The sequence below is a fragment of the Mesorhizobium sp. P5_C1 genome, from assembly GCF_054049815.1.
On the sequence record NZ_JBFULQ010000145.1, the window covers coordinates 1 to 11,951 of the forward strand.

Annotated in this window: 15 protein-coding genes and 1 pseudogene; 10 read left to right on the top strand and 6 right to left on the bottom strand. The window is 63.8% G+C overall.

Going from position 1 to position 11,951, the window contains the following annotated elements:
* The coding region (locus tag ACXJ7R_RS14050; protein ID WP_457152361.1) for an NAD(P)/FAD-dependent oxidoreductase at window positions 1-1,032 on the top strand (1,032 nt) is incomplete at its 5' end.
* Window positions 1,033-1,269: 237 nt separating this feature from the next.
* Here the strand turns inward: ACXJ7R_RS14050 and ACXJ7R_RS14055 are convergent.
* The 4 genes from ACXJ7R_RS14055 to ACXJ7R_RS14070 all read right to left on the bottom strand — a co-directional run bounded on the left by ACXJ7R_RS14055 (window position 1,270) and on the right by ACXJ7R_RS14070 (window position 3,078).
* Window positions 1,270-1,761, bottom strand: a complete 492-nt coding sequence (locus tag ACXJ7R_RS14055) for an SRPBCC family protein (RefSeq protein WP_457152362.1) — start codon at window positions 1,759-1,761, stop codon at window positions 1,270-1,272.
* Window positions 1,762-1,801: 40 nt separating this feature from the next.
* A complete protein-coding gene (locus ACXJ7R_RS14060) occupies window positions 1,802-2,248 on the bottom strand; it encodes an SRPBCC family protein (protein WP_457152363.1) in 447 nt (148 codons plus the stop codon).
* Window positions 2,248-2,559: an ArsR/SmtB family transcription factor gene (locus ACXJ7R_RS14065; protein ID WP_064987727.1), complete on the bottom strand. Its 312-nt coding sequence runs from the start codon at window positions 2,557-2,559 to the stop codon at window positions 2,248-2,250. Before ACXJ7R_RS14065 ends, ACXJ7R_RS14060 begins: the two co-directional genes overlap by 1 nt.
* 93 nt (window positions 2,560-2,652) lie before the next feature.
* Window positions 2,653-3,078 carry a GNAT family N-acetyltransferase gene (locus ACXJ7R_RS14070; protein WP_457152364.1) on the bottom strand — a complete coding sequence of 142 codons (426 nt, stop codon included), beginning with the start codon at window positions 3,076-3,078 and terminating at the stop codon, window positions 2,653-2,655.
* A gap of 148 nt (window positions 3,079-3,226) precedes the next feature.
* On the opposite strand from ACXJ7R_RS14070, the gene leuD reads away from it, so the two are divergent.
* The 7 genes from leuD (at window position 3,227) to ACXJ7R_RS14105 (ending at window position 8,607) form a co-directional block, all read left to right on the top strand.
* Complete coding sequence (gene leuD / locus ACXJ7R_RS14075; protein ID WP_457152365.1) at window positions 3,227-3,832, top strand: 3-isopropylmalate dehydratase small subunit; 606 nt, start codon at window positions 3,227-3,229, stop codon at window positions 3,830-3,832.
* Window positions 3,833-3,895: 63 nt separating this feature from the next.
* Window positions 3,896-4,756, top strand: a complete 861-nt coding sequence (locus ACXJ7R_RS14080; RefSeq protein ID WP_457152366.1) for a hypothetical protein — start codon at window positions 3,896-3,898, stop codon at window positions 4,754-4,756.
* A 262-nt stretch (window positions 4,757-5,018) separates the two neighbouring features.
* A complete protein-coding gene (locus ACXJ7R_RS14085) occupies window positions 5,019-5,948 on the top strand; it encodes a hypothetical protein (protein WP_457152367.1) in 930 nt (309 codons plus the stop codon).
* A 235-nt stretch (window positions 5,949-6,183) separates the two neighbouring features.
* A complete protein-coding gene (locus tag ACXJ7R_RS14090; protein ID WP_457152368.1) occupies window positions 6,184-6,567 on the top strand; it encodes a RidA family protein in 384 nt (127 codons plus the stop codon).
* Window positions 6,568-6,581: 14 nt separating this feature from the next.
* The gene (locus ACXJ7R_RS14095) at window positions 6,582-6,932 is read left to right on the top strand and encodes a VOC family protein (protein ID WP_457152374.1); all 351 of its coding nucleotides are present in this window, start codon (window positions 6,582-6,584) and stop codon (window positions 6,930-6,932) included.
* An 84-nt stretch (window positions 6,933-7,016) separates the two neighbouring features.
* Entirely contained in the window at window positions 7,017-8,120 is a 1,104-nt protein-coding gene (leuB, locus tag ACXJ7R_RS14100) for a 3-isopropylmalate dehydrogenase (RefSeq protein ID WP_457152369.1), read from the top strand.
* Window positions 8,121-8,124: 4 nt separating this feature from the next.
* Window positions 8,125-8,607 carry an N-acetyltransferase family protein gene (locus tag ACXJ7R_RS14105; RefSeq protein WP_457152370.1) on the top strand — a complete coding sequence of 161 codons (483 nt, stop codon included), beginning with the start codon at window positions 8,125-8,127 and terminating at the stop codon, window positions 8,605-8,607.
* Here ACXJ7R_RS14105 and ACXJ7R_RS14110 read toward each other — a convergent pair.
* Window positions 8,597-9,307: a DUF805 domain-containing protein gene (locus ACXJ7R_RS14110; RefSeq protein WP_457152371.1), complete on the bottom strand. Its 711-nt coding sequence runs from the start codon at window positions 9,305-9,307 to the stop codon at window positions 8,597-8,599. The genes ACXJ7R_RS14105 and ACXJ7R_RS14110 overlap by 11 nt on opposite strands.
* Before the next feature lie 116 nt (window positions 9,308-9,423).
* Window positions 9,424-11,301, bottom strand: a complete 1,878-nt coding sequence (locus tag ACXJ7R_RS14115) for a DEAD/DEAH box helicase (RefSeq protein WP_457152372.1) — start codon at window positions 11,299-11,301, stop codon at window positions 9,424-9,426.
* Between the two features lie 191 nt (window positions 11,302-11,492).
* On the opposite strand from ACXJ7R_RS14115, the gene ACXJ7R_RS14120 reads away from it, so the two are divergent.
* Window positions 11,493-11,639 carry a hypothetical protein gene (locus ACXJ7R_RS14120; protein WP_457152373.1) on the top strand — a complete coding sequence of 49 codons (147 nt, stop codon included), beginning with the start codon at window positions 11,493-11,495 and terminating at the stop codon, window positions 11,637-11,639.
* Window positions 11,640-11,745: 106 nt separating this feature from the next.
* A pseudogene (locus ACXJ7R_RS14125) lies at window positions 11,746-11,951 on the top strand (aspartate-semialdehyde dehydrogenase); the annotation flags it as partial.

The window sequence follows — 11,951 nt, forward strand, 5'->3', positions numbered from 1 at the left end:
CTGTCCTGCGCCTCGATCCGCCAGCAATTCTCGATCCCGGAAAACATCCGGCTGTCGCAGTTCACGCTGAAACTGTTCCGGCGGCTGAAGGACGAGTTCGGCGCGGATGCCGATATAGGCTTCCACGAAGGCGGCTATCTCATCCTTGCCGGCGAGAACGGGCTGCCGATCCTGAAAGCCAATCACCAGGCGCAGATCGCCGAGGGCGCCGACATCCTGCTTGAGGATGCCGACGCCTTGGTGCGTCGCTTCCCCTGGCTGTCGGTCGAAGGCATCACCGCCGGCGCCTATGGGCGGACCGGCGAGGGCTGGTTCGACGCGCATGCGATGCTGATGCTGTTCCGCAAGGCGCTACGCGAGAAGAAGATCGATTTCATCACCGCCGACGTCACCGGCATCGAGCGGCAAGGCGACCGCGTCACCGGCGTCAGCCTCGACAATGGCGAGACGCTGGAAGCGGGCATCGTCGTCAACGCCGCCGGGCCGAATGCCGGCAAGGTGGCTGGTATGGCCGGGCTGGCGCTGCCGGTGGAGCCGCGCAAGCGCAACGTCTTCGTCTTCGAGGCGCGCGAGAAATATGCCGACATGCCGCTACTGGTCGACCCGAGCGGCATCTGGCTCAGGCCGGAAGGCTCGGTCTACATCACCGCTGGTGCCGAGCCGGAAGAGGGCGACGGGCCCGCCGATCCCCAGGATTTCGATGTCGACTGGCCACTGTTCGAAGAGGTGATCTGGCCGGTGCTGGCCACCCGCATCCCGGCCTTCGAGGCGATCAAGCCGACCCGCGCTTGGGTTGGCCACTACGACTACAACACGCTCGACCAGAACGCGGTGATCGGCCCGCATCCGCAGCTGACGAATTTCCTGTTCGCCAACGGCTTTTCCGGCCACGGCCTGCAGCAGGCGCCGGCCGTCGGCAAGGCGCTGGCCGAGCTGATCGTGCATGGCGGCTACCGCACGGTGGATTGCTCGGCGTTTGGCTATGGCCGGGTTGCGGAAGGGCGGGCGTTTAGAGAATTGAATGTGATTTGAGGTGTTAGGCGTTGGGAACATGCCGTTCCCGCCGAGTTCCCGCCCACCCCCCCTCKGGCCTGCCGGCCATCTCCCCCGCAAGTGGGGAGATGACAGCTTCGACGCCGCGTCACCCCTGTCACATTTCGAGATTGGTGACAGCGATTGAGCGTGTAATCCCCCTCTTTGCGGGGGAGATGGCCGGCAGGCCMGAGGGGATGCTGTCCCGCCGACATCAAATGCACCGCCACGAGTCGGCTAAGCCGCGGCCAATCTCCCAGCGTCAAAATACACCTGCAGCCAGTTCAGCACCCTGCCCCAGCCCTCGGCGTGTTCAGCCGCCGCGTCGCTCAAGCCGGTAAAGCCGCCATGACAGATGGTGACGCGCGTGCCATCGGCGATCGGCTGCAGCAGCCAGGCGACCGTCGTTTGCCGCCGGCCAAGCGTGGGATGGTCCCACTCATAGGCCCGCGTCTGCACGATCCGGCGCGGCGCCTCGATGTCGAGTAAGTCGCCGCTCTCTGGCAGGTCCCTGCCGTCTGCCGTTCGAACGGTGACCTTCCAACGGCCGCCGATGCGAAGATCGGCCGACCAATCGACCATCCGGTAGGTGTCGGCGGACCCCCACCAGCGCTCGACCTCGTCCGTGACCAGGGCCTGGAAAATCCGCTCGGCGGGTGCGCCGATGTCGGCGCTTGCCATGACGGTCTCGCCATTGGTCATGCTGTGGACGACAGGGACATGCAGCATAGGTGCCTCCAAAAGTTTGTTTCGCTGCTGAAACCAAGCTTCAACCCTTCGATGGCGGGCGCTCGAAACCCTTGCCGGTCTCGAGCAGGCTCTTGAGGCTTGCCAGCACCAGCGGCCAGCCCTTGGAGACATTCGGGATCAGCCGGTGCGGGCCGTCGGCCTCGTGGGTGACGGCAAGCTTCATCAACTCGCCGTCCTGTTCGATTGCGAAGGTGCAGCGCGTGTAGCCGTCTTCCTTGACCTCCGGCATCCATTCATTGCGCCATTTGATCACCAGGCGTCGCGGCGGGTCGATTTCGAGGATCTCGCCGCTGTCGGCGACGCGGCCGTCGGGGAAGATCAGTTTCCAGCTGGAGCCGACCTTCCACTCGCTCTCCTGATGGGAGCAGAGGAAGAACTGCCGGTTGAACTCCGGATCGGTCAGCGCCTCCCAGAGTTTTTCGGGCGTGGTGCGGATGTAGGTCACGTAAACGAAGCTGTTGCTCATCAGTCTTCCCTTTCGAGGCGTTTCTTCAGGTCACTCAATGCATCCAGCCGATGGCGCTCGAACTTGCCGATCCAGCGTTCGGCGATCTCGTTGATCGGAACCGGGTTGAGGTAGTGCTGCTTCTCGCGTCCCTTGCGGAGCGTGGTGACGAGATTGGCTTCCTCCAGGATCGCCAGGTGCTTGGTCACCGCCTGGCGTGTCATGTCCATCTCCGCGCACAGCGCGTTCAGCGTCTGCCCGTTCCGGGCATGGAGGTTGTCCAGCAATTGCCGGCGTGTCGGGTCGGCCAGGGCGCGAAAGACGGCATCCATGCTCATGATCTTAATATGCAACCATTTGGTTGCATGTCAAGAGGCAAGATTTCGCGCCGTTGGCCGCTGGATGCGATCACAGGGGAAAAAATGTCAGCGCTTGCGGGAGAACCAGAAGGCGTCAGGCATGCGCGTCATGCCGATGCGCTCATAGAAGCCGACGGCGTCGGGCATGGAGATCAGGCTGATGGCGACGGACGGTCCGAGCTGCCGGCGCGCCTCGTCCATCAGGCCTTTGCCGATGCCGAGCCCTTGCGCCGATTGGGAAACGGCGAGCTCGGAGATGTAGCAGACCCAGGAGAAGTCGGTGAGGGCGCGGGCAACGCCGATCAGCGGCTTGCCCTCCACATTGAGACGCGCCGTCAGCACCAGGTTGGCGCCCGACAGCATCGCCTGCAGGCGGGTGTCGTCATCGACAGGCCGTGTCTCGCCGAGGCCTGAGTCGACCAGCACACGGCGGAATTCGGCGATRTCGAGCGCGGGCTCGCAGGCATAGAGGACATGGGAGTTTTCTGCCATGACAACCAGACTGCACCATCGGGCGGTGAATTCGAAGCCGTTTTGCGCAGCCGGCCATCCTGCACAAACAGTTGCCTTTTATTTGCCCGCGGCTTTGTGTAAACCGTGCCTCAGCAATCCCCCCGAAACAAGAACACGGGCAAAAGCCATGGAAAAATTCACCAAGCTCACCGGCGTCGCCGCTCCCATGCCGATCGTCAATGTCGACACCGACATGATCATCCCCAAGGATTATCTCAAGACGATCAAGCGCACCGGGCTTGGCACCGGCCTGTTCGCCGAAATGCGCTACAATGACGACGGTTCGGAAAATCCGGATTTCGTGCTCAACAAGCCGGCCTACCGCAAGGCGCAGATCCTGGTCGCCGGCGACAATTTCGGCTGCGGTTCGAGCCGCGAGCACGCGCCGTGGGCGCTGCTCGATTTCGGCATTCGCTGCGTCATCTCGACCTCGTTCGCCGACATCTTTTACAACAACTGTTTCAAGAACGGCGTGCTGCCGATCACGGTCAGCCCCGAGGATCTCGAAAAGCTGATGGATGACRCCTCGCGCGGCTCCAACGCCACCTTGTCGATCGACCTCGAGGCTAAGGAAATCCGCGGTCCCGATGGCGGCGTGGTCGCGTTCGACCTCGACGATTTCAAGCGGCACTGCATGCTCAACGGGCTCGACGATATCGGCCTGACCATGGAAAAGGCCGGCGCCATCGCTTCGTTCGAGAAGAAAAACGCCGAACAGCGCCCCTGGGCCTGAAATACGCGGCCTGACCGCAAGGCCGCGCCGACGGCGAGTCTTCGGATAAGACGAGGACTTGTCATGACACGTTCGCTTGTTGCCGGCGCCTGCGGGCTGATGATGTCGATCCTGCTTCCGGCAACGAGCCTGTTCGCCCAGGCGCCTGTCATCGACCAGCAGGCGCCGATCCCGTTCGAGGGCGGTCAATTTACCATCACCCAGCAGGAGCCGGACGGCGAAAAGGTGCTCGCTTACGACGGCCAGAAGCTGGCGAGCAATTATGACGTCTTCTTCGACAGGATCGTCAACATCGCCGGCGCTGAAGTGGCGCTGGTCGATGTCGGCGACGGCAATATCGACCATCTCTGCGGTCCCCCGGTGATGATTGTGTGGAAGCCGAAAGGCGGAACGATCCAGGGCATCACGGTCGAGCAGGATGAGTGCGGCGCGCCGGCGTCGGTGACCGACAATGTCATCTATTTCGTCCCTTATCTGCTGCCGGGCGCCTCCAAGCGGGCGATGCAATGGTCGCCCACCGACGGGCTGACGATTGCGGGCAATCTCACCTACATGCCGGATCCCGGCACGGGCTGGAAAGATGTCGACGTGTCGAAATACGAGGACATGATCGACGCCTTCCACAACGAGGCGGTCTACAGGGACGCCGCGGCCCTGCTTGGCAACGACATGACCGTTCTGGCCGCCAGTTTTCTGGCCGCCGGCGGTACGAAAAGAACTGCGTCTGGCATCGTCTATTTCGACGGCTGCGCGCCGCACAATTGCGGCGGCWATCACGGTTTCATGGCGGTCGACGCGGCCAACCAAAAGCTCTATTTCGCCCGCAGCAGTGGCAAGCCCGTGATGGATGCATGGCCTCCGGTGCAGAGCTGGCCGGCCGAGGTCAAGGCGGCGCTGGACGAGGCGTTTGGCACGCTGCATTAGGTATATTGATATTCAGGTGATGCCGGCCTGCAAATGGCTGATACCTGCGCTTCCGGTGCTCACGTACCCAAACGTACGCTTATGGGAAGCCACCTTGTTTGGTCGCTTCGCGCCCGTCTTCGACTCCGGCTCGGCCTGACCTGAATCTCAACACACCTGACTCGTTCGAGAACACGGTTGGCCATCCACCTGGTGTGACTCAAAGCAACTGGTGTTTTGTTTCCGGAGCGATTGGCTATGATCCGACGAAATGGAGGATGTCATGACTCGTTCGCTTCTTGCCGGCGCTTGCGGGCTGGCGCTTCTTCTGCTGACCGGCGCTCATGCCCAGGCCCAGACGCAGACGCCCGCAGCGCAGCTGGCGCCCTCCGCCGAGAAACCGGCCACCGACCAAGGTACAGGCGCCGCCGATGCTTCCGACGACGACAAGCAGGCGCCTGTGCCATTCGAAGGCGGCCAGCTGACCATCACCCAGCCGGAACAGGACGGCGAGAAAGTGCTTGCCTATGACGGCCAACAGCTGGCGAGCAATTATGACGTCTTCTTCGACAAAATCGTCGAGGTCGGCGGTGTCAAGGTGGCGCTGTTCGATGTCGGCGATGGCGGCAATCAATGCGGCCCGGCCACGGTGATCGTCTGGAAGCCGGAAGGCGGCACCATCCAGAGCACGACGGTCGAGCAGGACGAGTGCGGCGCGCCGCCGTCGGCGGTGTCCGACAACGCCATCTATTTCGTGCCCTATCTGTTGCCGGGCGATGAGAAGCCGGCTTTGCAATGGTCGCCGACCGAGGGGCTGACGACTTCAGGCAACCTGACCTACATGCCGGAACCGGGCACCGACTGGAAGGACATCAATCCGGAGAAGTACCAGAACATCATCGACGTCTTCCACAACGAGGCTGTCTACAAGGAAGCGCAAAAGCTGCTCGGCAAGGACATGCCCGACATGGCGACCAGCCTGCTGGTCGGCGGCGGCACGGAAAAGACCGCATCAGGCGCCTTCTACGCCAGCGGCTGCGTGCCGCATGACTGCGGCGGCAATGACGGCTTCATGGCGGTCGACCCGGCCCAGCACAAGCTCTATTTCGCCCGCCGCGGCGACAATGGCCAGCCAAACGCCTGGCCGGCGGTAACGACATGGCCGGCCGATGTGAAGGAGGCGCTCGACAAGGCGCTGGGGTCGGCGAATTAGGATATATTGATATTCAGGTGATGCCGGCCTGCAAACGGCTGATACCTGCGCTTCCGGTGCTCACGTACCCAAAAGTACGCTCCGCTCCGGTTCTCGGAGCCCACCATTTTCGGCGCGGCCTGACCTGAATCTCAACATATCCGCCATCGTCGCGACAACAGCCAATCCCGTCTGGCCTATGGCAGGCCCGACCTGTTCCCGGCAAAATGATCGCCACAATGCTGCGAGGCACCCCATGCGAAAACTGATTTCCACCGGCTCGCCGTTCGAAAAGACCGCCGGCTATTCGCGCGCGGTGGTGCAGGGCGACTGGTGTTTCGTGTCCGGAACGACCGGCTATGACTATGCGACAATGACGATGCCGGACAGGGTCGAGGCGCAGACGCGCAACTGCCTGGCGACCATCGGCAGGGCCTTGCAGGACGGCGGCTTCGAGATGGCCGACGTGGTGCGGGCGCATTACTACATCACCGATGCCGCCTTCGTGGACATCGTCTTCCCGATCCTGGGTGAGATATTCGGCGACGTCAGGCCGGCGGCGACGATGATCGTTTGCCAACTCAACAAGCCGGAAATGAAGATCGAGATCGAAGTGACGGCGCTGCGGCGCACGGCATGAAGGGCGGGCAGGCGATGAAAGTCCTGCGTATCGTTGCCAACATCGAGACATCCGACATCGCGGCGGCGAAGCGCTTCTACCAGGACGTGCTCGGCCTCGACGTGGTCATGGACCATGGCTGGATCAGGACCTTGGGCTCGCAAGACAAAATGAACGTTCAGATCAGCTTCGCCGCCGAAGGCGGCTCCGGTTCCCCGGTGCCGGATCTCTCGATCGAGGTCGACGATGTCGATGCGGCGCTCGACGCCATGAAGGCGGCCGGCCTTGCCATCGAATACGGCCCGGCCGACGAGCCCTGGGGTGTGCGGCGCTTTTATGTGCGCGATCCGTTCGGCCGGCTGGTCAACATTCTCTCGCATCGGTGATCGCCGTTGTAACGCGCAGGCTTGCGCACCGGGCGCTTGGCGTTTAGCAAGGCCGCGGTTCAATTCTTTCCAGGACGGTTCTCCATGGCAACGAAGCATCTTTTCCTGCTCGCCGGCGACGGCATCGGTCCGGAGGCGATGGCCGAGGTCAAGAAGCTGATCGCCGTCATGAACGACAAGCTCGGCAGCGGCTTTGCCACCGAGGACGGTCTGGTCGGCGGCTGCGCCTACGATGCGCATGGCGCGGCGATTTCCGATGCCGACATGGCAAAAGCAATGGCGGCCGACGCAGTGCTGTTCGGCGCGGTCGGCGGGCCGAAATGGGATGCGGTGCCTTACGAGGTGCGCCCCGAAGCCGGCCTGCTGCGGCTGCGCAAGGACATGGAGCTGTTCGCCAATCTGCGCCCCGCCATCTGCTATCCGGYGCTCGCCGCATCCTCGTCGCTCAAGCAGGAGGTGGTCGAAGGCCTCGACATATTGATCGTGCGCGAGCTGACCGGCGGCGTCTATTTCGGCGAACCCAAGCAGATCATCGATCTCGGCAATGGCCAGAAGCGCGGCATCGACACGCAGGTCTACGATACGTTCGAGATCGAGCGCATTTCGGGCGTCGCGTTCGAGCTGGCGCGCACGCGCAAGAACCATGTCACCTCGATGGAAAAGCGCAACGTCATGAAGTCGGGCGTGTTGTGGAACGAGGTCGTCACCCAGACCCACAAGGCGCGTTACTCCGACGTCAAGCTCGACCACATGCTGGCCGATGCCGGCGGCATGCAACTGGTGCGCTGGCCCAAGCAATTCGACGTCATCGTCACCGACAATCTGTTCGGCGACATGCTGTCCGACATCGCCGCCATGCTGACCGGCTCGATCGGCATGCTGCCGTCGGCCTCGCTCGGCGCACCGGACGTGAAGACCAAGAAGCGCAAGGCGCTGTACGAGCCGGTGCACGGTTCGGCGCCGGACATTGCCGGCAAGGGCATCGCCAACCCGATCGCCATGATCGCCTCTTTTGCCATGTGCCTGCGCTATTCCTTCGGCATGGTCGACGAAGCCGACCGTGTCGAAGCCGCGATCGCCGCCGTGCTCGACCAGGGCTTGCGCACCAAGGACATTCTGTCGGCGGGCATGACCGAGGTCGGCACCGTAGAGATGGGCGACGCGATCATCGCCAAATTCCTCGGCTGATCGCGTGACGGTCGACGTCCGCTGGGCGACGATCGAGGACGCGACCGCGCTCGCCACCATGCTGTGCGAGATGGCCGTGCACTACCGGCAGCCACCGCTCGACCATGAGCGGGCCTTGTTAGCGGCGCGGAAATGGCTCGGCGAGGAAAGTCCGGCCTATCCGCATTTCGCGCTAGCCTTCGTCGAGGGCGAGGTCAGCGGCCTGGCGTCGGTGGCGATCGCGCATCCCGGCATTGATCTCGAGCGGTTGCTGTTCCTCAAGGACCTGTTCGTGCGCGACAAGGCTCGCAACGCCGGCGTCGGCCGGGCGCTGATCGGCTTTCTCGCCGGCCATTGCCGGCGCCATGGCATCGGCCGTATCGACTTGACCACCGAGGACTGGAACGAGGGCGCGCTGCGGTTCTACGACAGGCTCGGCGCCGAGCGCCACGGCCAAAAGGTCTTTCTCAGGCTTTCGGGCGAGGCACTTAAGGCGGCTAAACCCTGATCCCTGCCGGCACCGGTCCCCACTGGTTTTCCCGGGCTTGTGTCGGAATCAGCGCGAAGACCAGGATGATCAGGCTGCCGATGGTGGGGATGAGGATCACCAGACTGAGCCAGCCCGACAGGCCGATGTCGTGCAGCCGGCGGACGATCATGCCGAGGCTGGGCAGAAATGTCGCAAGCAGGAAGGTGCCGCACAGGCCAACGGTCACCGCCGCCGATACGTCGCTGTCGAAATGGCCCATATCCGTATCGGTGAACAGACCGATGCCGCCGATGACCAGCAGGCAAACCGTCCAGAACAGGCAGTAGCCCCAATATTCCTTACGGCGGGCGCGGCCGGCGAAATTGAAGTAGTTCCGCGTCACGCCGCGCCAGAAATAGCCCCACAAATCGGTGGGTTCGGCAGGCCCGGAGGAGCGACCGAAATGCTGGGCCTGGGGTGCACCGGCCGCAGCTTTATTGCCGGCCTGAGGCTGCGCGGCGCTCATGTTGGCGTCGACGGCAGGGGGTGCGGTCTGGGCTGCGATCGAAAAGACGTCGCGCGCCTGCCCACCACCCGGCTGGAACTCGACGGACGTGCCCTTGGACATGGCGGTTTGCCGGCGCAGGTTCTCGCGGGTGAAGGTGTAGCGGTTGCCGTCCGCTCCAGTGATGAAGCCGAAGCCCTGCTCCTCGTCATAATGAAGCACTTCGCCGCGCATATCCTGCCCCCTCTCGCCACGTCCCGGCCAAGATGTGACACAGGGCCGCGCCTATGGGCAAGGCCGCGTTGGGATGCGGCCCGCGTCTTGCGGTCAGGTGAAGCCGCCCCCAGGCCCTACGAGGGCCGCTTCTTCGCCTTCTTGTTCTTCGACGCGCCGGTGTTTTCGAACTTCGGCTTGCCCGGCTTTTTGGCCCACGGCTTTGCCTCGAATGCGGCGGGGCGCTGATCAGCCGATGCTGGTGCCGGTGCACGCTTCTCGAATTTGCGCTTCGGCGCGTTCGGGTCGAAAGGCGCCTTGCCGCGATGCGGTTTCTTGTCGGGTCCCGGCTGCTGATAGCCGGCTCGTGACAGGTCGGGCGTGCCGTCCAGCCGCTTCACAGCGATGTTGTTCTGCAATTTGCGGTCGGGACCGATCGCCGCCAGGAAGCGGTCGGCCCAGTCGGCCGCGATCTGCACGAAGGTCTCTTCCGGCTGCATCTTGATGGCGCCGATCTCGCGCTTGCTGATGCTGCCGGCGCGGCACAGCATCGGGATCAGCCAGCGCGGCTCGGCATTCTGCCGGCGTCCGATCGACAGCGAGAACCAGACGCTGGCGCCGAAATCGTCGCGGCGGCTGGGCGCTTCATCGCGGCGTGCGAAGTTTTCGCCCGCCGGTCTTTCACGAGACGGCGTGAACGGCGCGATTTCCAGGAGATCTTCCGGCGCCGAGCGGCTTGAACGGCACAGGCGCACGAAGGCCGCCGCCACCTGTTCGGCGCCATGCTTTTCGAGAAGCTCACCGATGAAGCCGCGTTCCTCATCCTTCACAGGCTCGCTGAAGGCGGGGTCGGCAAGGATGCGCTCATCGTCACGGCGCAGCACGTCGTCAGCCGAGGGCGGGCTGGCCCATGTCGCCTTGAGGCCGGCGTTCTGCAACAGCCGTTCGGTGCGCTTGCGGGCGCTGTTGGGGACGATCAGCGCGCTGACGCCCTTGCGGCCGGCGCGTCCGGTCCGGCCGCTGCGGTGCAGCAGCGTCTCCGGGTTGGTCGGCAGGTCGGCGTGGATCACCAGCTCGAGATTGGGCAGGTCGATGCCGCGCGCCGCGACGTCGGTGGCGATGCAGACCTTGGCGCGGCCGTCGCGCATTGCCTGCAGCGCATGGCTGCGCTCGTTCTGGCTGAGTTCGCCCGACAGCGCGACGACGGAAAAGTTGCGGTTGTTGAAGCGCGCGGTGAGATGGTTGACGGCGGCACGCGTGTTGCAGAACACCAGCGCGTTCTTGGCCTCATAAAAGCGCAGCACGTTGATGATGGCGTTCTCGCGGTCGGCCTGGGCAACGCTCAGCGCCCGGTATTCGATGTCGAGATGCTGCTTTTCCTCGCCGGCGGCCGAGATGCGCACGGCATCGCGCTGATAGCCCTGGGCGAGCGTGGCGATGGAGCGCGGCACGGTGGCCGAGAACATCAGCGTCCGGCGCTCGGCTGGTGCGGCGTCGAGGATGAATTCGAGGTCCTCGCGAAAGCCGAGATCGAGCATTTCGTCGGCTTCGTCCAGCACCACGGCCTTGAGCGCCGACATGTCGAGCGAGTGCCGCGTGATGTGGTCGCGCAGGCGGCCGGGCGTGCCGACGACGATGTGGGCGCCGCGCTCCAGCGCGCGCCGCTCGGTGCGCATGTCCATACCGCCGACGCAGGACGCCACCGTGGCGCCGGTCAGCTCGTAGAGCCATTCCAGCTCGCGCGTCACCTGCAGCGCCAGCTCGCGTGTCGGCGCCACCGCCAGCGCCAGCGGCGCCGCGGCCTGGGCAAAGCGCTCCGCGTCGCCCAGCAGGGTCGGCGCCAGGGCGAGGCCGAAGGCCACCGTCTTGCCGGAGCCGGTCTGCGCCGACACCAGCGCATCGGCCTGCCCCAGTTCGGGCGCCAGGACCGCCTTTTGCACCGGCGTCAGTTCGGAATAGCCGCGCTTTTCCAGCGCCCTGGCAAGCGCTGGGACAATAGCTTCGAAGTTGGACATCTCACTCTTTCGGAATTCGGGGTCTGCGCTCGTCATCGAGCACGTGCCGGGGCTGACGCAGCGCCAGCCAAACAATCTTGGCTGTTCGTACTTCTTGCCGCCACCATTGTACAGGGCACGTGGCCGGACGGCAGGGCAATTGACTCTTGACGCAAACCGCGTAAAAGCCGGCACCGAACAGGACGGTTTCGATGCGCGGCCTTTTGATGGCTCCTCTTGCATTCGATTTCCTTGGCCACAATGCAAATCATTGGGCCGGGCGCGTTGTCGCGTCTTCTCGTTCCAGCAAAACCACGTTCTTGGCCAAAACCGGCAAAACCACCACCAAAACGGTGTGATTCCCTTGGCCTAACCACCCTCTCCCGGGTCCGGCCCGGGGGACGGAACCCGCTTCGGCCGGCGGGTTTTCTCCAAAAACCGAGCGGAGAGGGACAGGAGATCTTTATGAGTTTCAAGGTTGCGATCGTCGGCGCCACGGGCAATGTGGGCCGGGAAATGCTCAACATACTGGAAGAGCGCGGCTTTCCAGTAAGCGAAGTTGTGGCGCTGGCCTCGCGGCGCAGCCAGGGCACGGAAGTGTCGTTCGGCGACCGCACGCTGAAGGTCAGGGCGCTCGACCAGTATGATTTTTCCGACACCGACATCTGCAT

What these genes read in the sequence shown, in the direction of transcription:
- ACXJ7R_RS14055 (WP_457152362.1), bottom strand. Translation starts at nt 1,761, where the DNA reads ATGCTGCATGTCCCTGTCGTCCACAGCATGACCAATGGCGAGACCGTC.
- ACXJ7R_RS14060 (WP_457152363.1), bottom strand. Translation starts at nt 2,248, where the DNA reads ATGAGCAACAGCTTCGTTTACGTGACCTACATCCGCACCACGCCCGAA.
- ACXJ7R_RS14065 (WP_064987727.1), bottom strand. Translation starts at nt 2,559, where the DNA reads ATGGATGCCGTCTTTCGCGCCCTGGCCGACCCGACACGCCGGCAATTG.
- ACXJ7R_RS14085 (WP_457152367.1), top strand. Translation starts at nt 5,019, where the DNA reads ATGACTCGTTCGCTTCTTGCCGGCGCTTGCGGGCTGGCGCTTCTTCTG.
- ACXJ7R_RS14090 (WP_457152368.1), top strand. Translation starts at nt 6,184, where the DNA reads ATGCGAAAACTGATTTCCACCGGCTCGCCGTTCGAAAAGACCGCCGGC.
- ACXJ7R_RS14095 (WP_457152374.1), top strand. Translation starts at nt 6,582, where the DNA reads ATGAAAGTCCTGCGTATCGTTGCCAACATCGAGACATCCGACATCGCG.
- ACXJ7R_RS14110 (WP_457152371.1), bottom strand. Translation starts at nt 9,307, where the DNA reads ATGCGCGGCGAAGTGCTTCATTATGACGAGGAGCAGGGCTTCGGCTTC.
- ACXJ7R_RS14115 (WP_457152372.1), bottom strand. Translation starts at nt 11,301, where the DNA reads ATGTCCAACTTCGAAGCTATTGTCCCAGCGCTTGCCAGGGCGCTGGAA.
- ACXJ7R_RS14120 (WP_457152373.1), top strand. Translation starts at nt 11,493, where the DNA reads ATGCGCGGCCTTTTGATGGCTCCTCTTGCATTCGATTTCCTTGGCCAC.